The following is a 21,889-nucleotide window of genomic DNA, read 5'->3' as shown; positions in this document are numbered from 1 at the left end:
AGTTGATCCCCATGAACACCATGGGGATCAACGCCGGTACGGAATTCGCTCCCACCTCGACCTATCTGAACACCGCCGCTTGCGGGCTGCTGCCGCGTCGCGCCGTCGACGCGATCCGCACGCTCGCCGTGGAGAACGGTGCGGGGCGGCCGGGCGGCTCCGGTGACTCCGAGACGGTCGACGCGGCACGGGCCGCCTTCGCCCGCGTCGTCGGCGTGGCCGAGGGGCGCGTGGCGGTCGGCGGATCCGTCGCCGTGCATGCCGGGCTGATCGCCGCTTCCCTGCCGCCGGGCGCCGAAGTCCTCGTGCCCGAGGGGGACTTCGCCTCCATCATCAACCCCTTCGTGCTGCGCGGCGACCTCAAGGTGCGGTACGCGCCGCTGGCGGAGCTCGCCGCGGCGGTCCGGCCCACGACCGCGCTCGTCTCCTTCTCCGCCGTCCAGTCCGCCGACGGCCGCACCGCCGACCTGCCCGCCGTCCGCGCCGCGGCCGCCGTCCACGGGGCGCGCACCCTCCTCGACGCGACGCAGGCCGTGGGCTGGCTGCCGCTGGCCGCCGACGCGTACGACTACACCCTCACCGGCGCCTTCAAGTGGCTGCTGTGCCCGCGCGGCGTGTCCTTCCTGACCGTGCGCGAGGACGCCCAGGAAACCCTCGTCCCGCTGCACGCGGGCCTGCTGGCCGCGGCCGACACCTCGGACTCCACGTACGGCCCGCTCGCCGAACTCGCCCCCGACGCCCGCCGGTTCGACGAACCCGTCGCCTTCCTCGCCTACCACGGGGCCGCCGCGTCCCTCGCCCTCGTCGAGGAGACCGGCGTCGACGCGATACACGCCCACGACACGGCGCTCGCCGCCCGTTTCCGCGCGGGACTCGCCACCCTCGGCCACACCCCCGTGCCCGGCACCTCGCCCATCGTCTCCGTGCCCGGACTCGCCGACCGCGCACCGGAGTTGACCCGTGCGGGCATTCTGACGTCGGCACGGGCGGGACACCTGAGGTCCGCGTTCCACCTGTACAACACCGAGGCGGATGTGGACCGTCTCCTCGACGTGCTGTCGGGCTGAAGCCTGGCGCGGCGGGCCGCGGGGCGCCAGGCTTGGCAGTGCTACGCGGCCGCGCGGGCCGCACGAGGTGGTGGTGCCGGTGGAGCCGTCCGCCGAGAGGCCGGGCACGTCGGACCTGCCGTCCGGCGCGGCGAGGGCGCCCGTCGACGCCGAGCTGCACCGACGGCTCGTCTACGGCGAGGAGGCGGCGCTCGCCGACGCCTACGCCGCGTACGGCGTGCTCGTCCACCGCGTCGCCACCCGCGTCACCCGCAACCGCACCGCCGCCGAGGACGTCACCCAGGAGGTCTTCGCCCACTTGTGGACCAGGCCCTACACGTTCGACGCGCGCCGCGGCAGCCTGCGCGGCTGGCTGTCGATGCTCGCCCACCGGCGCGCCGTGGACTGGGTCCGCGGCGAGGAACGCCACCGCAAGGCCACCCACGCCGACGAGACGTCCCTGCGGACCGTCCCGGCACCCGGCCCCTCCCCGGACGAGGCGATCCTGGAACAGGAGCGCTCCCTGCTCCTGCACTCCGCCCTCGCCCGCCTCCCGCTGCCCCAGCAACAGGTGGTGCACCTCGCCTACTTCGCAGGGCGCACCTACCGGCAGGCCGCCGTCGAGCTCGGCATCCCCGAAGGCACCGCGAAGACCCGCCTGCGAACGGCCCTGCGCACCCTGGCCGAGACCCTCGCGGACCCACCCCTGCGAGGTGAGCACCCATGACCACCCCCCACGACGCGGTACGCGAACTCCTCGGCGCCTGGGCCCTCGACGCCCTCATGCCGGGCGACGAGACCACCGTCGCACGACACCTGGGGGAGTGCGAGCACTGCGCGGCCGAGGCGGCACGGCTGCGGGCCACCGTGCGGCACCTGGACGGCCCCGCCGCGCCCGGCCCGCCGCCGGACCCGGACACGGCCCCCGGCACGCACGGGCTCTCCCTCGCCCTGCGCAGCCGCGCCCCCGCCCTGCGCACCGCCCCGCACGCCGCGCCCTACGCCGCCGCGGTGGCCGGGCTCAAGGCGCTCCTCGGCGAGCTGGACGAGCACGGGGCGTGGGGGACGCCCGTCGTCCACGCATGGGACGTGCACGACACGGTCGCGCATCTGATCGCCGCGGACGAGCCGCTGGCCCGGCACGTGGACAGGAACGGGCGGGTCCCGGCGCCGCCCCCGGCCCCGTCCGGGCCGCCGCCCCCGTGGCGCGTCGAGTGGGCGGCGCGCACCCGCGAGGTGATCCTCCGCGAACGGGCCCGCACGCCCGCACAGACCGTCGCCACGTGGCGCAACCAGGCCGCCGGGCTGCTCTCGTCCCGTGCCGCCCACGACCCCGAACTCGCCGCCCGCACTGTGCTGCTCGCGGGCGGCCGGCTGCCCGTCGCCGACCACTTCCTGGCCCGCGCCTTCGAGGCGTGGGTGCACGCCCGCGACATCGGCACCGCCCTCGACCTGCCCGTCCCCCCGCCGCCCGCCCCGCACCTGTGGCAGCTGGTCCGCTTCGCCGTCCGCATCCTCGGCCCCGCGCTCGGCCCCAAGGCCCCGCCCGTCGCCCTGACGGTCTCCGGCGAAGGCGGCGAGACGGAGTGGATCCTGGGCAGCGGGGACGATCCGGTGCGGGCGCAGCTGGTCCTCGACCCGGTCGACTTCTGCCTGTTGATCGGCGGCCGCCGCACCCCGGACGAGGTCCCGCGCGGCACGTCGGGCGACGAGGCGGCGGCCGAGAACGTCCTGACGCGGGCGGCATCGCTGTCCTGGCTGTAGCGCGGAAGCGGCGGGAGGCAGCGCGGAAGCGGCGGGAAGCAGCGCGGAAGCCCTGACGCCTTCAGGACGCCCACACGCTCTCAGTCCCGGCCCTTGCGCTCCGGGCAGTCCTCCGTCTCCTTGCACAGGTTCGTCTCCACTTTCGCGAGGAGCCGCGCCAGGTCCGCGCGTTCCGCCTCGTCCAGGCCCGCCAGCGTGTGGCCCTCCAGGTCGCCCCACGCCTGTTCCACCTGCGCGAGCAGGCCGCAGCTCGCCGCGCTCGCCTCGACCAGGACCGCGCGGCGGTCGGCCGGGTCGGGGCGGCGGCGCACGTGGCCCGCCTGTTCCAGGCGCTGCAGCATCTTCGTGACCGTCGAGGGGTCGAGCTCGACCGCCTTGATCAGCTCCGACTGCCGGACCGCGCCCGCCTCCCACAGGTGCATCATCACGAACTCCTGGCCGGGGTAGAGGCCGAGGCCCTTCAGCAGCTTGCCCGCGGCGATGCGGTGCAGCCGGGCGACCCGGCTGACGGCGAGACTGACGGGTCCCGCGGCGGCGACACCGGACGCGCCGGGCCTACAGACGGGGTCGGCCGGGGGTGCCTGGACGGTGTCGGCCCTCATCGCGCGCTCCTGTGTGTCGTCGATTCGTCGATCGTGAGACGTCTGCCGAAAGATTACCTTGGTCGGCCAAGAAATGGGTTACAGTGCTCTCGGCGCGAATGATTGGCCGACCACATATTTCTGTCGTACCTCAGCCCGGGAGTTCTGATGACCACCGCGTTCGACCCGATCGACCTGTCCGGCACCCCGCTCCGCAACCGCATCGCCATGGCCCCCATGACCCGGAGCCGCGCCGGTGAGGGCGGTGTCGCCACCGATCTGACCGCCGAGTACTACGTCCAGCGCGCCTCCGCGGGCCTCATCGTCACCGAGGGCATCCAGCCTTCCGTGGTCGGCCAGGGATATCCGGACACCCCGGGCCTGCACAGCGCCGAGCAGATCGCTGCCTGGCGCAAGGTCACCGACGCCGTGCACGCCGCCGGGGGCACGATCTTCGCCCAGCTCATGCACGCGGGCCGCGTCGGCCACCCCGTCCTCCTGCCCGACGGACTGATCAACGTCGCCCCCTCACCGATCGCGGCCGAAGGGCAGGTCTACACCGCCGAGGGCCTCAAGGACTTCGTCACCCCGCACGAGCTCACCGACGCCGAGATCCGCGCCACCATCGCCGACTTCGCGACCGCCGCCCGCAACGCGATCGACGCGGGCTTCGATGGCGTGGAGCTGCATGGCGCCAACGGCTACCTGATCCACCAGTTCCTCGCCCCCGGCGCCAACCACCGCACCGACGCGTGGGGCGGCTCGCCCGAGAACCTCATCCGGTTCGCCGTCGAGGTCACCACCGCCGTGGCCGAGGAGATAGGCGCCTCCCGCACCGCCCTGCGCATCTCGCCCGGCAACACCGCCAACGGCATCTCCGAGCCCGACCCCGAGCCCGTGTACACCGCTCTCGCCAAGGAGCTGGCCCCGCTCGACCTCGCGTACCTGCACATCATGGAGGTCGAAGGCGTCCGCGAGCTCACCGCACGGCTGCGGCAGGACTTCGGCGGCACGCTCGTCCTGAACCCGCACAGCGAGGGCCCCACCGGCCCCGACGCGCTCGCCCTCGTCGAGGACGGCACCGCGGACATCATCACGTTCGGCGCCCTGTTCCTCGCCAACCCGGACCTTCCGGCCCGCCTGAAGGCCGGCGGCCCGTACAACACCCCGGACCGCGCCACCTACTACGGCGGCACCGAGAAGGGCTACACGGACTACGCCTCCCTGCCGCGGTAGTCCGGAAGGCGGAACGGCGAACGGCCCGGCCCCCGAGAAGGGGAACCGGGCCGGACTCGCTCACCTACCGCGTCACTTCACCGGGGTGAAGTCCCGCGCCCCGATGTACTCGGGCCTGCGCACCGGCGCCGCAAACGGCTCCACCGCCGTGTTCTCCACGCTGTTGAACACGATGAAGACGTTGCTGCGCGGGTACGGGGTGATGTTGTCCCCCGAGCCGTGCATGGCGTTGCAGTCGAACCACGTCGCCGAACCGGCCTCGCCCGTGAACAGGCGGATGCCGTAGTCGGACGCGAGGTGCGTGAGCGTCTCGTCCGACGGGATGCCCGCGTCCTGCATCTGCAGCGACCGCTTGTAGTTGTCCTTCGGCGTGGCGCCCGCACAGCCGAGGAACGTCTTGTGCGACCCCGGCATGATCATGAGACCACCGTTGGTGTCGTAGTTCTTCGTCAGCGCGATGGACACCGAGACGGTCCGCATGTTCGGCAGGCCGTCCTCCGCGTGCCAGGTCTCGAAGTCCGAGTGCCAGTAGAACCCGGAGGCACCGAAGCCCGGCTTCACGTTGATCCGCGACTGGTGGACGTACACGTCCGAGCCGAGGATCTGCCGCGCCCTGCCGACGACCCGCGGGTCCGCCGCCAGCCTGGCGAAGACCTCACTGATCTTGTGCACCTCGAAGATCGACCGGATCTCCTGGGAGCGCGGCTCGACGATGGAGCGCTCGTTCTCGCGCATCGCCGGATCGTTGATGAGACGCTCCAGCTCGGCGTGGTAGACGCCCACTTCGTCCGGGGTGATCAACTGGTCGATCGCCAGGAAACCGTCCCGCTCGAACCCGGCCAGATCCCCGGCCGTGATCGGCCCCGCTGCACCCGGCTCGGACCACACGACGGGGTCCTTGCGCTCGATCAGCACCTCTTCGGTGCCTCGGGTCGGGTACAGGTCACTGGTGCGTTCGGGTGCGGTGGTCATGGTGTTGCCTGCCTCTCCTCTCGTACGGCCCTGTTCGGGATGTAGGTGGTGTCAGTCCGCTTCCGGCTCCGTGAGCAGCGGGTACACGCCGTTCTCGTCGTGGTCCTCACGACCCGTGACGGGCGGGTTGAAGACACAGATGCAGTGGAAGTCCTCCTTGATCCGCATCGTGTGCTTCTCGTGCCCGTCGAGCAGGTACATGGTGCCCGGCGTGATCGTGTACTTCTCGCCGGTCGTGTCGTCGGTCAGCTCCGCCTCACCCTTGGTGCAGACGACGGCCTCGATGTGGTTCGCGTACCACATCGACGTCTCCGTGCCCGCGTACAGGATGGTCTCGTGGACGGAGAAGCCCACCCGCTCCTTGGCGAGGACGATGCGCTTGCTCTCCCAGGTGCCCGAAGCGGCCTTCACATGCCGGTCGGTGCCTTCAATGTCCTTGAACGAACGGACGATCACGGTGAGTTGGTTCCTTTTCTCTTACGGTGCCGGGGCTCGGTAGGGCGCTCGCTCAGGCGGTCTCGCGGACCGCGCGGGCCAGCGTGCGCAGCCCCTCGTCCAGCTCGTCGGGCGTGATCGTCAGCGCCGGAAGGAGCTTGACGACCTCGCTCTCGGGGCCGGAGGTCTCGATGAGCAGGCCCAGTTCGAAGGCCCGCTTGGCCACGGCTCCCGCGCGGTCCTTGTCGTGGAACTCCACGCCCCAGACCATGCCGCGGCCGCGCCACTCCTTGATGGCCGCGCGGTTCTCGTCGACGATCGAGGTCAGCGCCTGCTCGATCTGCTCGCCGCGGGCGCGGGTCTGCTTCTCCATCGCCGGGCCGTCGGTCCAGTACGTCTCCAGGGCGGCGGCGGCCGTCACGAACGCGGGGTTGTTGCCGCGGAACGTGCCGTTGTGCTCGCCCGGCTCCCACACGTCGAGCTCCGGCTTGAACAGGCAGAGCGACATGGGCAGGCCGTAGCCGCTGATGGACTTCGACACCGTCACGATGTCCGGCGTGATGCCCGCCTCCTCGAAGGAGAAGAACGCGCCGGTGCGGCCGCAGCCCATCTGGATGTCGTCGACGATCAGGAGCATGTCCCAGCGCTCGCACACGTCGGCGAGCTTGCGCAGCCACTCGGCGCGGGCGACGTTGATGCCGCCCTCTCCCTGCACCGTCTCGACGATCACGGCGGCGGGGGTGTTCAGGCCCGAGCCGGAGTCCTCCAGGAGGCGCTCGAACCAGATGAAGTCGGGGGTCCGGCCGTCGAGGTAGTTGTCGAACGGCATCGGGGTGCCGTGCACCAGCGGGATGCCGGCGCCGGCGCGCTTGAAGGCGTTGCCGGTCACCGCGAGCGAGCCGAGCGACATGCCGTGGAAGGCGTTCGTGAACGACACGATCGACTCGCGGCCCTTGACCTTGCGGGCCAGCTTCAGCGCCGACTCCACGGCGTTGGTGCCCGTCGGGCCCGGGAACATGACCTTGTACGGCAGGTCGCGCGGGCGCAGGATGACGTTCTGGAAGGTCTCCAGGAAGGCGCGCTTCGCGGTCGTCGACATGTCGAGGCCGTGCGTGACGCCGTCGCGCTCGATGTAGTCGATGAGAGCGCGTTTCAGGACCGGGTTGTTGTGGCCGTAATTGAGCGATCCGGCTCCGGCGAAGAAGTCGAGGTACTCGTGGCCGTCCTCGTCGTACATGCGGCTGCCCTGCGCGCGGTCGAAGACCGTAGGCCAACCGCGGCAGTAGCTGCGCACCTCCGACTCCAGGGTCTCGAAGACGCTCAGGTCGGGCTGGGTGATGGTCACAGCAGATCTCCTGGGAGATGGAAAGGCGTGGGAGGTGGGGGGAGTTACGGGTGGTGCGTGTCTCGCGGGCATCGCTGGGGGGAGCGAGGGCGGATCAGTGGTCGAGCGGACCGATGCGGTACAGCACCTCGGGCTCGTGGCCGTCGTCGGGGAAGAGCCCCGCGTCGAACAGGACCTTCCGCTCGACCGACGCGCCGTGTCGCCGCGCGAAGGAGAGGAAGAGCCGCTCGGACGCGGTGTTCGAGGGCGCGATCGTCGTCTCGATCCTGGTCAGCGCACGGCCCGCGGCGACCCTCGCGGTCAGTCCTTCGAGCAGGGCGCCGGCGAGGCCGCGGCCACGCTGACCGTGATCGACGGCCACCTGCCAGACCATCAGGACGTCGGGGTGCTCGGGCCGGATGTAGCCGGTGATGAAGCCGACCGTCTCCCCGTCGGCGTCCCGGGCCACGACGGACGTGGCCGCGAAATCGCGACACCACAGCAGATAGCTGTAGGACGAGTTCAGGTCGAGCACCTTCGAGTCGCGGGCGATCCGCCAGATCGCGGCACCGTCGGCGACATCGGGACTGTCGAGTCGCAGCCCCTCCGGCAGTTTTTGGAATTTCGCTCGCAGGTCGGTCGGTAGATCGGCTTGTGCAGCGGTCATGCGGATTGAATTTACCGAGCAATTTCTTGAATTGCATCGGGGGGAGGGGTTACACAAGGGCGCCTCATGTGTTATCAGGCGTGGGTGCGCGCCCGCATGAGGTCTTGACCTTTTGGGGTACTTTGACCCGCACAAACCGCGCGAAACGGACGCGATGTGGAGTGCGTCACATGGCTGAGACTCGTCTTGCGCGCGTCCGAATTGCGGGGTTTGATGCTGTCGAAATCTTAGCGTTTAGGTCCCGGGAAAGCGGGCAGAAGAATACGGGAAGCTGTGCTTCTCAGTTTATAAATAATTCGTGAGAACGTGCGCGGGAATTCAAAGTGAGGCAAAGGAGCGGAGGCGTGGATTCACGTTCCGGTGGTTCCGTCGACGCGCTCCCGGAGCAGATCGGCGTGACCGTTGTGCCGGGCGTACTCCTCGATCAGGTGCACCAGGATCCAGCGCAGACTCACGACGTCCTCGCCCCCCATGACGGCCGCGGAGTCGGCGTCGAGCCGCCCCGTGTCGTCGAGCGAACGCCCCGCGCAGATCCGCCGGTTCACCGCGACCTCCCGCTCCCACACGGCGAGGACCTCGGCGAACGTCCGGGACCGGTCCAGGGCGAAACCGCTGCGGTCCCCGTAGATCGGCGGCACGTCACGCCCCGCGAAGATGCGCTGGATCCAGTTCCGCTCCACCTCGGCGAGATGCTGCACCAGACCGAACAGCGAGAGCGGGGACGGCTCGACGGGCGTCCGCAGCGTCTGCTCGTCGTCGAGCCCGGCACACTTCACCGCCAGCGTGGCGCGGTGCAGGTCCAGCCAGCTCGTGAGCATCGTGGGCTCGTCGGCGGTCAGGGGCGGAATGATGCGGCCGTCCGGAAGCGTGGTCACGGCATGCACGGTGCCATGAGGCGGCGGACGGCCGCAGGTGTTCCGTGCGGAACGGGGGTGGGATCAGGCCGTCGTGAAGACGTCCGTCACCGCGCGGCGGGCGCCCTCCAGGTCCACCGCGACGCCCGTCTCGCCCAGCGCGGCCCCCAGCGCCGCCAGCGACGCGTGGACGACGCCCCGGGTCGCGTCGGGGCCGTAGTGGTTGACCCTGATCATCTCCTTCGCGAGCGCCCCGCCCCCGGCGACCAGCGGAAGCACCGGATCGGCGGCGAGCGCCCGGGCCACCAGCGCCGACGCGTCGACGCCCGCCGGTGTCCGCAGCGTCGTGGCGACCGGCGCCGCGTCCACCGCGTCGTGCACGTACGGCTCAAGACCCCCGCCGAGCGCGATCGCCCCCGCGCGGACCGCCGCCGCTGCCGCGGCGTGCCGCGCCATGAGCGCCTCGAGGCCCTCCGCCTCGATGCGCTCCACACACGCCTCGAGCGCCAGCATCTCCAGCTGCGCGGGCGCGTGCAGCAGCGCCTTCCTGCCGCCGTCGATCCACCGCTCCTTCCAGTCCAGGAGGGAGAGGTACGAACGGCGCGGCGCCCGCGGGTTCGCGGCGATGCGCTCCCACGCCCGCGCGCTCACGGACACCGCGGAGACACCCGCGGGCCCGCCCATCGCCTTCTGCGCGCCGATCACGCACAGGTCCACGCCCCACGCGTCCGGCAGCAGCGGCTCGGCGGCCACCGAGGCGACCGCGTCCAGCATGAACAGCGCACCGTGCTCCCGCACGACGGCGCCGATCTCCGCGACGGGGTTGGTGTTCCCGGTCGCCGCCTCCGCGTGCACCAGCGACACGAAGTCGATCTCCGGGTGCTCGGCGAACGCCTGCCGCACCTGCTCGGCCGTGACCGCGGTGTGGAACGGCACGGCCAGATCGATGACGGTCGCCCCGCAGTCGCGCAGCCAGTCGCCGAACGTCTGGCCGTACGGACCGGTGATCACGTTCAGCGCGGTCGTGCCCGGCCCGGCCGCGCCCCGGATGCACCCCTCCAGGGGCAGCAGCGCCTCGCCCTGCATGATCACGACGTCCTGCTCGGTGGCGAGCAGCCCGGCCACCCGGGCCTCGATGGCGGCGAACTGCTGGGCGCTCAGCGGCGCCAGGTCCAGAAAGGGGTGCGTCACAGTACTGCTCACGTCACAGCTCACTTCGCTCACGAGTTCGTTCGGGATGCCGTACCGAGCGTACCGATCGGCCTGTAACCGGGCGTACCGGCCTGGCCTGTACCTGGCGTACTGGCCTGGCCTGTACCCGGCGTACTGGCCTGGTCCGTACCGGGCGTTCCGGGCGCCTCCTAAGCTGCTGCCATGAGCGATCACGCGGTGCTGCACGTGAAGGGGCGGGTGCTCGTCGGGCCCGACGACGTACGGGACGAGCTGTGGGTGGTCGGGGGGAGGGTCACCTACGACCGCCCCGTCGGCACCGCCGCCGACGACGTCCGCACGGTCGAGGGCTGGACCCTGCCCGGCCTGGTCGACGCCCACTGCCACGTCGGCCTCGACGCGCACGGGCCCGTCGACGCGGACACCGCGGAGAAGCAGGCCCTCACCGACCGCGAGATCGGCGCCCTCCTGCTGCGCGACGCGGGCTCACCCTCCGACACCCACTGGATCGACGACCGCGACGACCTCCCGAAGATCATCCGCGCGGGCCGCCACATCGCGCGCACCCGCCGCTACATCCGCAACTACGCCCACGAGATCGAGCCCGACGAACTCGTCGCGTACGTCGCGCAGGAGGCCCGGCGCGGCGACGGCTGGGTCAAGCTCGTCGGCGACTGGATCGACCGCGACGCGGGCGACCTCACGGCGTGCTGGCCCCGTGACGCGGTCCGCGCGGCCATCGCGGAGGCGCACCGCCTGGGAGCCCGCGTCACCGCCCACTGCTTCGCCGAGGACTCCCTGCGGGACCTCGTCGAGGCGGGCATCGACTGCATCGAGCACGCGACGGGCCTCACGGAGGACACGATCCCGCTCTTCGCGGAGCGCGGCGTCGCGATCGTCCCCACGCTCGTCAACATCGCCACGTTCCCGGACCTCGCCGCGGGCGGCGAGAAGAAGTTCCCCCGCTGGTCGGACCACATGCGCCGGCTCCACGCCCGCCGCTACGACACGGTGCGGGCCGCGTACGACGCGGGCATCCCCGTCTTCGCGGGCACCGACGCGGGCGGCTCGCTGCCGCACGGCCTTGTCGCGGCGGAGATCGTCGAGCTGACCCGCGCGGGCATCCCGGCGCTCGACGCGCTCTCGGCGACGACCTGGGGTGCGCGGGAGTGGCTGGGCCGCCCCGGGCTCACGGAGGGGGCGCCGGCGGACCTCGTGGTGTACGAGGCGGATCCGCGGGACGACGTGCGGGTGCTGGGGGCGCCGCGGAGGGTCGTGCTGAACGGGCGGGTGGTGGGTTGAGTGGCTGCGGGTTGAGGGTTGAGCGTTGAGTTGACCTGGGCGTTACGTGGGGGTGGTGCGGGTCGTTGGGTGTGGCCGCGGATGCGGCGCGGGCGCGGCGCGGGTGCTCCTGGGCTTCGACCGGACTGTTGCTGAGGTGCTCTCTGGGAACGTCTGTGCCGCAGGATTCGAATGGAAGGCCGGAATCATCCCGTTGGAGTGAACTCACGTCAGGTTGCTGACCGTTCACTCTGTGTGCGTAAAGATTCCGGCGTCGTCCCTCGTCGATGTCGGACGACGCCATCGGCGCGCACGCGATGTCCCCATGTGGCGTGCGCGGTTGGTGGCTCCTTTCTCTCGTGAGGTCCCACACAGTGAACAGCCACACCTGCTCCAGCCACACCTTCAGTGACGCCGTCCGTGCACACGGCCGCCGCCTCTCCGTCGTCGCCGTCGCCACCGCGCTCGCCGCCGGTCCCGCGGCGCTCGCGGGTGCGGGGTCCGCGCAGGCCACGGGCGGCGACAGCCACAAGGGCGGGCGGGCCGACGCCGTCGTGCTGCGCACCGGGCTGAACGTCGCCCTGCTCAACAAGACCGTGAACGTCCCGCTCAAGGTCGCCCTCAACGAGGTGCGGGCGCCCGCGAGTGCGGAGAAGACCGCGCTGACGGCCCGTCTCGACGGCGTCGACGGCGGGCGGCCCTTCAGCGTGCTGCGCGCGGACGTCGCCACGGCCAAGGCGACGGTGCGGGGTGGCACGGCGCGGGGTTACAGCAACATCGCGCGCGCCAAGGTGCACGTGCCGGGTCTGCCTCTCCTCTCCCTCGTCGAGGTCGAGCAGGTCACGTCGAAGGCGGTCTGCACGGAGGGCGAGCGGCCGGTTGCCGAATCGAATCTGCTGGGTGGCGTGACGGTGCTCGGCAAGAAGGTGACGTTGACGGCGAAGGGGACGACGGAGGTGAAGGTGCCGGGGGTTGGCGAGGTCACTCTCGCTCTCTCGAAGACGCGGACCACCTCGCGCACGGCGGCGGCGTCGGCGCTGGAACTCACGGTGTCCGTGAACCCGTTGAAGCTGAACGTGGCCGAGGTGACGGGGACGGTGACGCTGGCCGGGGCGGGGTGTGAGACGCCGGTGGGCGTGACGCCGCCGAAGGAAGCGGAGGAGAAGCCGCAGGGCAAGCCGGGCAAACCGGTTCAGCCGCCGAAGACGGAGGCGAACCTCGCGGAGACGGGGGGCAGCTCGATGACGCCGTATGTGGCGGGGGGTGCGGTGGTTCTTCTGGTGGCGGGCGGGGGAGCGGTGACGCTGGCGCGGCGCAGTCGGGGCTAGTTCTGGCGGGGGCGCCTGGGCTGCGTCTGTGGGGGCGGGGCCGCGGGGGTATGTGCGTACTCGCCATCCCTGCGCCCCGCCCGACATTCCCGGCCGCGGTGGTTAGCTCGGTGCTCCGTGCGCACATACCCCCACGTCCCCTCCCGTCTCGCGAGCGGGTGCGGGCCGGGTGGGGGCGGGTCGGGCTGTCCCCGCCGCGGGGGTACTGCGGCACCCACCCGCCCCTACTCCCGCTGGACGTCGCGGGGCAAACGGGTGGGTGGGTGGGGAGTATCCGCCGCGGAGCGGCGGGGTTGGTGCCCCTACCCGGGCTGGACGTCGCGGGGGGAACGGGTTGGCGCCCCTACGCCGGCAGGGCGTCGCCGCCCAGCACCCCCCTCAGCGCAGCGAGAAACGCCGTCGACGTCTCCCGCCCCCTGACGGCAAGCCGTATCCAGTCAGGCCCCAGGCCAGGAAACGTATCGCCACGCCGCACAGCAAACCCCCGCCCCCGAAGCCGTTCCCGGACCACATCGGCCCCCGGCACCCGCACCAGCAGGAACGGCCCCTCCGCGGGCCCCACCGCGCGGACCCCGAAGGGGGCCAACTCGTCGAGCCCCGCGAGGAGATGCGCGCGGTCCGAGGCGACCCGGTGCGCCGCATGCCCCGCCTCCGCCACCGCCCGGGGCCCCACGCACGCCCGCGCCGCCACGAGCGCGGGCGTCGACACCGGCCACAGCGGCTGCGCCTGTGCGAGGGTGCCGATCGTGTCGGGGGAGGCAAGGACGTATCCGATCCGCAGCCCCGCGAGCCCCCACGTCTTCGTGAGGCTGCGCAGGACGACGAGCCCGGGTACGTCCGTACGGCCCGCCAGTGCCTCCCGCTCACCCGGCACCGCGTCCATGAACGCCTCGTCGACCACCAAGGTCCGCCCCGGGCGGGCCAGTTGAGCGATCGACGCGGCCGAATGGAGCACGGACGTCGGATTCGTGGGGTTGCCGATGACCACCAGGTCCGCTTCCTCCGGCACCGCCGCCGGGTCCAGCCGGAAGCCGTCCTCCTCGCGCAGCAGCACCCGGCCCACCTCGTGCCCCGCGTCCCGCAGCGCCGCCTCGGGCTCCGTGAACTGCGGGTGGACGACATAGGGGCGTCGGACCTTCAGCGCGCGGGCCAGCAGGACGAACGCCTCCGCCGCCCCCGCCGTGAGCAGCACGCGGTCCGGGGTGAGGCCATGGCGTGCCGCCACCGCCTCGCGCGCCTCCCGGCCGTCCGGATACGCCGCCAGGTCGTCCAGGGACGCGGCGATGAGCTCCTTGAGCCACACCGGGGGAGTGTCGGAACGTACGTTCACGGCGAGGTCGGTGAGGTCCGCGCCGTCGTCGCGTACCTCCGCGTCCCCGTGGTGACGCAGATCGAAGGGGGCTACCGGAACCCGCGGGCGCGCCGCGACCGCGCACGTCGCCATCGCCGGGCGGCCCGCCGGCGCCGACTTCCGCTTCGGTACGAGGAGTTCGCCGCCACCCCGCAGCGCCGCCGCCTCCGCCACGGAGGGCGTACCGACCGCCGCACGGGACCGCGCGGTCGGGTTCGGCACCGTCACGTCCGAAAGCTCCGCCGCCGTGTACGTCACGAGCGGCACCCCGAGCCGCGCCGCCGCCCCGACGATCCCCGGCTCCGCGCCCTTCACGTCGACCGTCGCCAGCTCCGCGACCGCGCCCTCGGAGAGGCCCGCCTCGCGGACCGCGTCCCGGACGAGGCCGAGCACCTCCTCCACCGGCGCGTCCTCGCAGGCGCCGACGCCGACGACGAGCACGACGTCCTCCATGGAGTGGGTCCTTTCGTGTGGGGTGGGGGCAGTGGATGTGCGGAGCAGGGGGTCAATCGGCTAGCAAGGGGCCATGGCGGTGTTCGTGGCGCTCGGCGCCTTCCTCATGACCCTGGTGGGCGGCTGGACGGCCCAGCGGGTCACCGACCGGCGCCACCTCGTCCTGGGACTCGCGGGCGGCCTGATGCTCGGCGTCGTCGGCCTGGACCTGCTGCCGGAGGCGCTGGACGCCGCGGGGCAGCCCGTCTTCGGCGTACCGGCTGCCCTGCTCCTGTTCGTGGCCGGCTTCCTCGTCGCCCATCTGGTGGAACGGCTCCTCGCGGGCCGCAGGGCCGCCCACGGCGCCGACGAGCACGAGGGCGGGCGGGTGCCCGAGGTGGGGCTCACGGCCGCCGCCGCGATGGTCGGGCACAGCGTGATGGACGGCGTCGCGATCGGCGCGGCGTTCCAGGTGGGCGGCGGCATGGGCGTGGCCGTGGCGCTGGCCGTCGTCGCCCATGACTTCGCGGACGGCTTCAACACGTACACGCTCACGAGCCTGTACGGGAACGCCCGCCGCAAGGCGCTCGCAATGCTGTTCGCGGACGCGGCGGCCCCCGTGGTGGGCGCCGCGTCGACGCTGCTCTTCACCATTCCGGAGCAGCTGCTCGGCAGCTATCTGGGCTTCTTCGGCGGCGCGCTGCTCTATCTCGCGGCGGCGGAGATCCTGCCCGAGGCGCACCACGACCACCCGGCCCGCTCGACGCTGCTGTGCACGGTGGCGGGCGCGGCGTTCATCTGGCTGGTGGTGGGCATCGCGGGCTGAGGCGGCGTCCGTCGTCACGGTGTGCACCGCTCGACGAACCGGCGCGCGACGTCCGGCGCGGCGGCCCAGTGCGTGTGCAGGTAGCTGGCGTGCACATTGCCCTGTACGAAGCCTTCGACGCGCCGCTGGGGTTGGTGAAGCCCCCAGGCGGGCGAGGCTCCTGCCCCGGGCTCCATGACCGTGCGGTGGAACTCGTGCCCTCGCATGCGCGTGCCCGCGGGCGCGAGGACGCTGTCCGACACGGCGACGGCCTCGCGGTACCCGAGCGTCAGCCGCTCCGACATCCGCGCCCCGGCGTCGAGGACCCCGCACATCGGCTTCCCGTCCAGCTCGCGGGAGAGGTAGAGCAGCCCCGCGCACTCGGCGGCGACGGGCGCCCCGGAGCGGGCGAGCTCGGCCACGGCCTTCCGCAGCACCTCGTTGGCGGACAACTCCGGCGCGTACACCTCGGGGAACCCGCCCCCGATGACCACCCCGGCGGTCCCGTCGGGCAGCTGCTCGTCGTGGAGGGGGTCGAAGGTGACGACCTCCGCCCCGGCGGCGCCGAGCAACTCGGCGTGCTCGGCATAGGAGAAGGTGAAGGCGGCCCCGCCGGCGACGGCGACGACAGGCTTGGGATCTCCGGTCCGTCCGGCGTCTGTGGGATCTCCAGCCCGTCCGGCGCTTGAGGACGAACCCGGCGAAGCCGGTGACCGACCGAGCCCCGTGTGGGGGTCCCACGCCTCGCCCCGCAGGGATGGCGCACTCCGCGCCAGCGCGAGAAGCCCCTCCAGGTCACACCCCTCCCGCACCCGCGAAGCCAACGCCGCCACCGACTCCACCGCATCGCCCCGCCGCTCGGCGACCGGCACGAGCCCCAGGTGCCGCGAAGGAGTCCGGACTTGAGCGGCGCGCCGCAGCGCGCCGAGGACCGGCACCCCCGCCTCGTCCAACGCCTCCCGCAGCAGCGCCTCGTGCCGGTCCGAGCCCACCTTGTTCAGGATGACGCCCGCGACCCGCACCTCCGGGTCCCACGACGCGAAGCCGTGCACCAGCGCCGCCACCGACCGCGACTGCGACGACGCGTCGACGACCAGGACGACCGGCGCCCGCAGCAGCTTCGCGACGTGCGCGGTGGAGGCCAGCTCGCCTTGGCCCGCGGCCCCGTCGTACATGCCCATCACGCCCTCGACCACGGCGATGTCGCATCCGGCCGCGCCGTGCGCGAAGAGCGGCGCGACGAGGTCGGGCCCGCACAGGTACGCGTCGAGGTTGCGCCCCGGGCGTCCCGTCGCCAGCGCGTGGTAGCCGGGGTCGATGTAGTCGGGCCCGACCTTGTGCGGCGAGACGGCGAGCCCGGCCGCCGAGAACGCGGCCATCAGGCCCGTCGCGACGGTCGTCTTGCCACTGCCCGACGACGGCGCCGCGATGACGAGGCGAGCTACCACTCGATGCCCCTCTGGCCCTTCTGCCCGGCGTCCATCGGGTGCTTGATCTTCGACATGTCGGTCACGAGGTCGGCGAAGTCGATGAGCTTCTGCGGCGCGTTGCGGCCGGTGATGACCACGTGCTGCGTCCCCGGACGGTCGCGCAGGACCTCCACGACCTCGTCCGTGTCGATCCAGCCCCAGTGCATGGGGTACGCGAACTCGTCGAGGACGTACAGCTTGTACGTCTCCTCGGCGAGGTCCCGCTTGACCTGCTCCCAGCCCTCACGGGCCTTGTCCTCATTGGTCAACTCGCCCTCGGCGGGGGCGCGCTGGATCCACGACCAGCCCTCGCCCATCTTGTGCCAGGCGACCGTGCCGCCCTCGCCCGTGGCACCGAGGACCTTCAGCGCGTTCTCCTCGCCGACCTTCCACTTCGCCGACTTCACGAACTGGAAGACGCCGATCGGCCACCCCTGATTCCAGGCCCGCAGCGCGAGCCCGAACGCGGCGGTCGACTTGCCCTTGCCGACGCCCGTGTGGACGAAGACGAGCGGACGGTTGCGGCGCTGGCGCGTCGTGAGACCGTCGTCCGGCACGACGCTCGGCTGTCCCTGCGGCATTAAGCGGCCCTCCTCGAAGGCGAGTTCATTCCCTGTACGTCCTTGACGAGGCCGGCGATCGAGTCCGCCCGCAGCTCGTCGAGGGTCACGACCGTCCCGCCGAGCTCGCCCGCGAGCTGCCCCGCGAGGCCGAGCCGTACGTAGCCCGACTCGCAGTCCACGACGACCGAGGCGACGCCTTCGGCCGCGAACAGCCGGGCCGCGCGGCCCGCACGGGCCACCGGCTCCACGCCCCCGGTCGCCCGTCCGTCCGTCACCACGACCACGAGCGGACGGCGCGCGGCGTCCCGCAGGCGTTCGACGCGCAGCACGTCGTGCGCCTTCAGCAGGCCCGCGGCCAGCGGGGTGCGGCCGCCCGTCGGCAGCGATTCGAGGCGGGCGGCCGCCGCGTCCACCGACGACGTCGGCGGCAGCGCCACCTCCGCCTCCGTGCCGCGGAACGTCACGAGCCCCACCTTGTCGCGCCGCTGGTAGGCGTCGAGGAGGAGCGAGAGCACGGCGCCCTTGACGGCGCTCATCCGCTGCCGCGCCGCCATCGACCCGGAGGCGTCCACGACGAACAGCACGAGGTTGCCCTCGCGGCCCTCCCGCGTCGCCTGCCGCAGATCGTCACGGCGTACGACGAGACCGGCGCCGGAGCGCCCGCGCGCCTTCTGGTGCGGGGCCGCGGCCTGCACGGTGGCCGCCAGATGCAGCTTGGTCAGGGCGCCGCGGGGGCGCCGCGAACCCGTGGTGCGGCCGTGCTCGGTGCGGGCGCGCGAACGCCGTCCCGCGGCGCCCTCGCCGATGCCGGGCACGCTCAGCATCTTGGTGCGGAACGGTTCGGCGGCGCGCACGGCCTGCTGCTCGCCGGGGCCGGAGGGGGCGCCCGCCGTGGGGGCGGGCTCCTGCGGGGCCGGGGAGTCGTCGGCGTCCTGCGCGTCCGGGCCCTGGTTCTGCGAGGGCAGCTCGGGGGAGTCGGGGCCGTCCCCGGCCGGGGGCTGTCCGCCGCCGCCGTCCGGACCATCGCCGTCGGGGCCGCCGCCCCCGTCGGGGTCGTCGTCGCCCTCCGGCGGCTCGGGCTCCTCGTCCTCGCGCGCGTCCTCCAGCGTCTCGTCGAGCTTGTCCTCGTCGAGTCCGGGCGCGTCGAAGGGGTTGCGGCGCCTGCGGTGCGGCAGCGCGAGCAGCGCGGCCTGCCGCACGTCCTCGCTCAGCACGTCCGTGCGGCCCGCCCACGCGGCGAGCGCCGTCGCCGTGCGCGCCATCACGATGTCCGCGCGCATCCCGTCGACCTCGAACGCCGCGCAGGTCGCCGCGATCTGCCGCAGCGCGCCGTCGCCCAGGACGACCTGGGGCAGGAGCGCGCGGGCCGCCACGACGCGGTCGCGCAGCGCCGACTCGTCCTCGGACCAGCGGCCCGCGAAGCCCTCGGGGTCGTCGTCGTACGCGAGCCGTCGCCGTACGACCTCGACGCGCTGGTCCGTCTCGCGGGACGCGGCCACCTCGACGGTGAGACCGAACCGGTCGAGCAACTGCGGCCGCAGCTCGCCCTCTTCGGGGTTCATCGTGCCGACGAGCAGGAACCGCGCGGCGTGCCGCACGGACACGCCTTCGCGCTCGACGTACGAGGCGCCCATCGCGGCGGCGTCGAGCAGCAGGTCGACCAGGTGGTCGTGGAGGAGGTTGACCTCGTCCACGTACAGGATGCCGCGGTGCGCGTCGGCGAGCAGTCCGGGCTCGAAGGCCTTCACCCCCTCCGCGAGGGCCCGTTCGATGTCGAGGGCGCCGACGAGCCGGTCCTCGGAGGCGCCGACCGGCAGCTCCACCATGCGCGCGGGGCGCGCGGTGGCGCCGGCCGACTCGTGCGGGCCGTCGGGGCAGTTGGGGTCGGGGGCCGCAGGGTCGCACGAGAAGCGGCACCCGGCGACGACCGGCACCTCCGGAAGCAGCGCGGAGAGCGCGCGCACGGCGGTGGACTTGGCGGTGCCCTTCTCTCCCCGTACGAGCACGCCTCCCACGGCGGGCGATACGGCGTTCAGCAAGAGCGCGAGCCGCAGGTCGTCCTGCCCGACGAGGGCGGTGAACGGATACGGGGTACTCACAGAGCCTCCTTGGTGCGTTCTGGTGCTGCCGGCGGCGCGCCGGGCGCGATGAACGGCAGGCCGGCCTGCGGGCCCCGCTCGATCAGGTTCCACAGCGCGTCCGTGTCCGCGTGTTCTTCGATCAGGTCGCCCAGCAGGTCGAGCTGCTCCTCGCGCAGCGCGCCGAAGCTGGTGTCGGGGGCGGGCACGAAGCGGCGTCCGGCCGCGCGGGCGACCTCGGTGAGGAACCGGCGCCGGAACGCGTCGCTCTCCAGCGACCCGTGCCAGTGCGTGCCCCACACCTCGCCGACCCGGCAGCCGTCCAGGAAGGGTTCGCCGCCCGTCACTTCGGCGACGCCGTGGTGGATCTCGTACCCCTCGACGGGTTCGCCGAGGGCCTCGCCGACCGGCCGGGCGAGGGTCTTCTCGCGGGCGAACCGCACCCGCACCGGCAGCAGTCCGAGCCCGTCGACGGAGCCGGCCTTCGACTCGACCTCGTCCTCGATGTGCGCGCCGAGCACCTGGAAACCGCCGCAGATGCCGAGCACGGGGCGTCCCTCGGCGGCGCGGCGCGCGAGGGCGTCCGCGAGGCCGCGCTCGCGCAGCCACCGCAGGGCCTTCACGGTGCCGCGGGTGCCCGGTACCACCACCAGGTCGGCGTCGACGAGTTCCTCGGCGCGGTCCACGAACCGCACGACGACACCGGGTTCGGCGGCGAGCGCGTCCACATCGGTGAAGTTGGACATCAGCGGCACGGCGCACACGGCGACCCGCAGCACGTCCTCACCGACCGGCGGCGCCACCACGGACTCCCGCACGGCACCCCGCAGGGACACGCGCAGGCCGTCCTCCTCGTCGATGCCGAGCCCGTGCTGGAACGGCAGCACGCCGTACGTGCGCCGTCCCGTGAGACCGAGCAGCATGTCGAGCCCGGGTTCGAGGAGAGAGACGTCGCCGCGGAACTTGTTCACCAAGTACCCGGCGACCAGCTCCTGGTCGGCGGCGCTCAGCAGCGCCGTCGTCCCGAAGAACGACGCGAACACCCCGCCCCTGTCGATGTCCCCGACCACCAGGACGGGGAAGCGGGCGGCCCGCGCTATGCCCATGTTCACGATGTCGGTGCGCCGCAGGTTGATCTCGGCGGGGCTGCCCGCGCCCTCGCAGATCACGGCGTCGTACGTGCTCCTGAGCTCCTCCAGGCAGCCCACGACGGTGTCGAGAAGCGCCGCCTGGCGGCCCCCGTGGTAGCCGCGCGCGCTCATCTCGCCCACGGGCTTGCCCATGAGGACGACCTGACTGGAGCGGTCGCCGCCCGGCTTCAGCAGCACGGGGTTCATCAGCGCGCTCGGCTCGACGCGGGCGGCCTGCGCCTGCATGGCCTGCGCCCGCCCGATCTCGGCGCCCTCGCGCGTCACGAACGAGTTGAGGGACATGTTCTGCGCCTTGAACGGCGCGACGGACACACCCTTGCGCGCCAGCCACCGGCAGATGCCGGCGGTGACGACGCTCTTCCCGGCGTCCGACGTGGTTCCGGCGACGAGCAGTCCACCGCTCACGAAGCTCTCCTTGACCTCAGTCGGGCGACGCCCGCGACGACCGCGACGCCGAGAGCGAGCCCGCTCACCCGCCGGGACAGCCTCACCGCCCGCTCGATGTCCTCCACCCGCACGTCGCGCCCGTCCGCGTTGAGCACGGGCCGGTGCTCGACCCGTCCCGCGTACGAGAGGGTCCCCCCGAGGCGTACGCCCAAAGCCCCGGCGAACGCGGCCTCGACGGGACCGGCGTTGGGGCTCGGGTGCTTGGCGGCGTCGGAGCGCCAGGCGCGCACCGCCCCGGCGGGCGCGTCGCCCGCGACCACCGCCAGCGCGGCGGTGAGCCGCGCCCCGGGCCAGCCGAAGACGTCGTCGAGCCGCGCGGACGCCCATCCGTAGCGCCGGTGGCGCGCGGACTTGTGGCCGACCATCGCGTCGAGGGTGTTCACGGCACGGAAGGCGACGAGCCCCGGCACGCCGCCGAGCGCGCCCCACACGAGGGCTCCCACCACGGCGTCGGAGGTGTTCTCGGCGACGGACTCGACGACGGCCCGCGCGATCCCGTCGGCGTCCAGGGCCTGCGGGTCCCGCCCGCACAGATGGGGCAGCCGCTCCCGGGCGACCTCGATGTCCCCCGCTTCCAGGGCGCCGCCGACGGCCCGCGCCTCGCGGCCCAGCGAGGTGCCGCCGAGCACGGCCCAGGTCGCGGCGGCGGTGAGCGCCACGGATCCGGCACGGCCCGCGGCGGAGCGGCGTACGAGAGCGGAGGCCAGCGCGGCGGCGCCTGCCGCGCCCCCGGCGCACACCGCGGTGTGCAGGGCGCCCCATCCGCGGTGGTCCCGCCACAGCACCTGTTCGACGGCGCCCGCCGCCCGCCCGAACGCGGCGACCGGATGGCCTCGGCGGGGATCGCCGAGCAGCAGGTCGCCGAGGAATCCGGCGGCGGCGCCGTACGCGAAATCGCGGTCGGCACTCATGGCGTTGTGTGTCCTCACTCAGGG

At 72.9% G+C, this 21,889-nt stretch carries 20 protein-coding genes; 7 read left to right on the top strand and 13 right to left on the bottom strand.

Annotated elements, in window-relative coordinates:
* Positions 1-11: 11 nt before the first annotated feature.
* The 3 genes from DEJ49_RS07670 to DEJ49_RS07660 all read left to right on the top strand — a co-directional run bounded on the left by DEJ49_RS07670 (position 12) and on the right by DEJ49_RS07660 (position 2,810).
* Positions 12-1,067, top strand: coding sequence for an aminotransferase class V-fold PLP-dependent enzyme (locus tag DEJ49_RS07670; RefSeq protein ID WP_150183422.1), 1,056 nt, complete (start codon positions 12-14; stop codon positions 1,065-1,067).
* A gap of 67 nt (positions 1,068-1,134) precedes the next feature.
* Positions 1,135-1,773: a sigma-70 family RNA polymerase sigma factor gene (locus tag DEJ49_RS07665; RefSeq protein ID WP_411757143.1), complete on the top strand. Its 639-nt coding sequence runs from the start codon at positions 1,135-1,137 to the stop codon at positions 1,771-1,773.
* Complete coding sequence (locus DEJ49_RS07660; protein ID WP_150183420.1) at positions 1,770-2,810, top strand: maleylpyruvate isomerase family mycothiol-dependent enzyme; 1,041 nt, start codon at positions 1,770-1,772, stop codon at positions 2,808-2,810. Before DEJ49_RS07665 ends, DEJ49_RS07660 begins: the two co-directional genes overlap by 4 nt.
* Before the next feature lie 80 nt (positions 2,811-2,890).
* Here the strand turns inward: DEJ49_RS07660 and DEJ49_RS07655 are convergent, their stop codons facing one another.
* Positions 2,891-3,412 carry a MarR family winged helix-turn-helix transcriptional regulator gene (locus tag DEJ49_RS07655; RefSeq protein WP_150183419.1) on the bottom strand — a complete coding sequence of 174 codons (522 nt, stop codon included), beginning with the start codon at positions 3,410-3,412 and terminating at the stop codon, positions 2,891-2,893.
* 147 nt (positions 3,413-3,559) lie between these two features.
* On the opposite strand from DEJ49_RS07655, the gene DEJ49_RS07650 reads away from it, so the two are divergent.
* Positions 3,560-4,627, top strand: coding sequence for an alkene reductase (locus DEJ49_RS07650; protein WP_150183418.1), 1,068 nt, complete (start codon positions 3,560-3,562; stop codon positions 4,625-4,627).
* A gap of 72 nt (positions 4,628-4,699) precedes the next feature.
* On the opposite strand, the gene thpD is transcribed toward DEJ49_RS07650, so the two are convergent.
* From thpD to DEJ49_RS07620, 6 genes are all read right to left on the bottom strand, one after another.
* A complete protein-coding gene (gene thpD / locus DEJ49_RS07645) occupies positions 4,700-5,599 on the bottom strand; it encodes an ectoine hydroxylase (protein WP_150183417.1) in 900 nt (299 codons plus the stop codon).
* A gap of 51 nt (positions 5,600-5,650) precedes the next feature.
* Positions 5,651-6,055, bottom strand: coding sequence for an ectoine synthase (locus DEJ49_RS07640; protein ID WP_150166377.1), 405 nt, complete (start codon positions 6,053-6,055; stop codon positions 5,651-5,653).
* A gap of 52 nt (positions 6,056-6,107) precedes the next feature.
* The gene (gene ectB / locus DEJ49_RS07635) at positions 6,108-7,379 is read right to left on the bottom strand and encodes a diaminobutyrate--2-oxoglutarate transaminase (protein ID WP_150183416.1); all 1,272 of its coding nucleotides are present in this window, start codon (positions 7,377-7,379) and stop codon (positions 6,108-6,110) included.
* Positions 7,380-7,473: 94 nt separating this feature from the next.
* Positions 7,474-8,025 carry a diaminobutyrate acetyltransferase gene (ectA, locus tag DEJ49_RS07630; RefSeq protein ID WP_150183415.1) on the bottom strand — a complete coding sequence of 184 codons (552 nt, stop codon included), beginning with the start codon at positions 8,023-8,025 and terminating at the stop codon, positions 7,474-7,476.
* A 350-nt stretch (positions 8,026-8,375) separates the two neighbouring features.
* The gene (locus tag DEJ49_RS07625) at positions 8,376-8,900 is read right to left on the bottom strand and encodes a DinB family protein (RefSeq protein ID WP_223832759.1); all 525 of its coding nucleotides are present in this window, start codon (positions 8,898-8,900) and stop codon (positions 8,376-8,378) included.
* A gap of 63 nt (positions 8,901-8,963) precedes the next feature.
* Positions 8,964-10,070 (bottom strand): pyridoxal-phosphate-dependent aminotransferase family protein, encoded by a 1,107-nt coding sequence (locus DEJ49_RS07620; protein WP_150188097.1) that lies wholly within the window; start codon positions 10,068-10,070, stop codon positions 8,964-8,966.
* A 183-nt stretch (positions 10,071-10,253) separates the two neighbouring features.
* Here DEJ49_RS07620 and DEJ49_RS07615 point away from each other — a divergent pair, with 183 nt between their 5' ends.
* Positions 10,254-11,351, top strand: coding sequence for an amidohydrolase family protein (locus tag DEJ49_RS07615; protein WP_150183414.1), 1,098 nt, complete (start codon positions 10,254-10,256; stop codon positions 11,349-11,351).
* Between the two features lie 353 nt (positions 11,352-11,704).
* Complete coding sequence (locus tag DEJ49_RS07610) at positions 11,705-12,658, top strand: SCO1860 family LAETG-anchored protein (RefSeq protein WP_190329291.1); 954 nt, start codon at positions 11,705-11,707, stop codon at positions 12,656-12,658.
* Between the two features lie 343 nt (positions 12,659-13,001).
* Here the strand turns inward: DEJ49_RS07610 and cobC are convergent, their stop codons facing one another.
* Complete coding sequence (gene cobC / locus DEJ49_RS07605) at positions 13,002-14,462, bottom strand: Rv2231c family pyridoxal phosphate-dependent protein CobC (protein WP_150183413.1); 1,461 nt, start codon at positions 14,460-14,462, stop codon at positions 13,002-13,004.
* A 73-nt stretch (positions 14,463-14,535) separates the two neighbouring features.
* Here cobC and DEJ49_RS07600 point away from each other — a divergent pair, with 73 nt between their 5' ends.
* On the top strand, positions 14,536-15,267 hold the full coding sequence (locus DEJ49_RS07600; protein ID WP_150183412.1) for a ZIP family metal transporter: 732 nt from the start codon (positions 14,536-14,538) through the stop codon (positions 15,265-15,267).
* Between the two features lie 14 nt (positions 15,268-15,281).
* On the opposite strand, the gene DEJ49_RS07595 is transcribed toward DEJ49_RS07600, so the two are convergent.
* Genes DEJ49_RS07595 through DEJ49_RS07575 form a run of 5 tightly spaced genes read right to left on the bottom strand, consistent with a single transcriptional unit; the run spans position 15,282 to position 21,865 of the window.
* A complete protein-coding gene (locus DEJ49_RS07595) occupies positions 15,282-16,694 on the bottom strand; it encodes a cobyrinate a,c-diamide synthase (protein WP_150183411.1) in 1,413 nt (470 codons plus the stop codon).
* On the bottom strand, positions 16,688-17,296 hold the full coding sequence (gene cobO / locus DEJ49_RS07590; protein ID WP_150183410.1) for a cob(I)yrinic acid a,c-diamide adenosyltransferase: 609 nt from the start codon (positions 17,294-17,296) through the stop codon (positions 16,688-16,690). The genes DEJ49_RS07595 and cobO overlap by 7 nt, the downstream gene beginning before the upstream one ends.
* Complete coding sequence (locus DEJ49_RS07585) at positions 17,296-19,377, bottom strand: putative cobaltochelatase (protein ID WP_150183409.1); 2,082 nt, start codon at positions 19,375-19,377, stop codon at positions 17,296-17,298. Before DEJ49_RS07585 ends, cobO begins: the two co-directional genes overlap by 1 nt.
* Positions 19,374-20,912 carry a cobyric acid synthase gene (locus tag DEJ49_RS07580; RefSeq protein WP_150183408.1) on the bottom strand — a complete coding sequence of 513 codons (1,539 nt, stop codon included), beginning with the start codon at positions 20,910-20,912 and terminating at the stop codon, positions 19,374-19,376. The genes DEJ49_RS07585 and DEJ49_RS07580 overlap by 4 nt, the downstream gene beginning before the upstream one ends.
* Positions 20,909-21,865, bottom strand: a complete 957-nt coding sequence (locus DEJ49_RS07575) for a cobalamin biosynthesis protein (RefSeq protein WP_150183407.1) — start codon at positions 21,863-21,865, stop codon at positions 20,909-20,911. Before DEJ49_RS07575 ends, DEJ49_RS07580 begins: the two co-directional genes overlap by 4 nt.
* Positions 21,866-21,889 lie beyond the last annotated feature (24 nt).

The sequence above is a fragment of the Streptomyces venezuelae genome (assembly GCF_008642335.1).
Lineage (GTDB): Bacteria > Actinomycetota > Actinomycetes > Streptomycetales > Streptomycetaceae > Streptomyces > Streptomyces venezuelae_F.
This window is presented reverse-complemented; position numbering and strand designations above follow the sequence as displayed.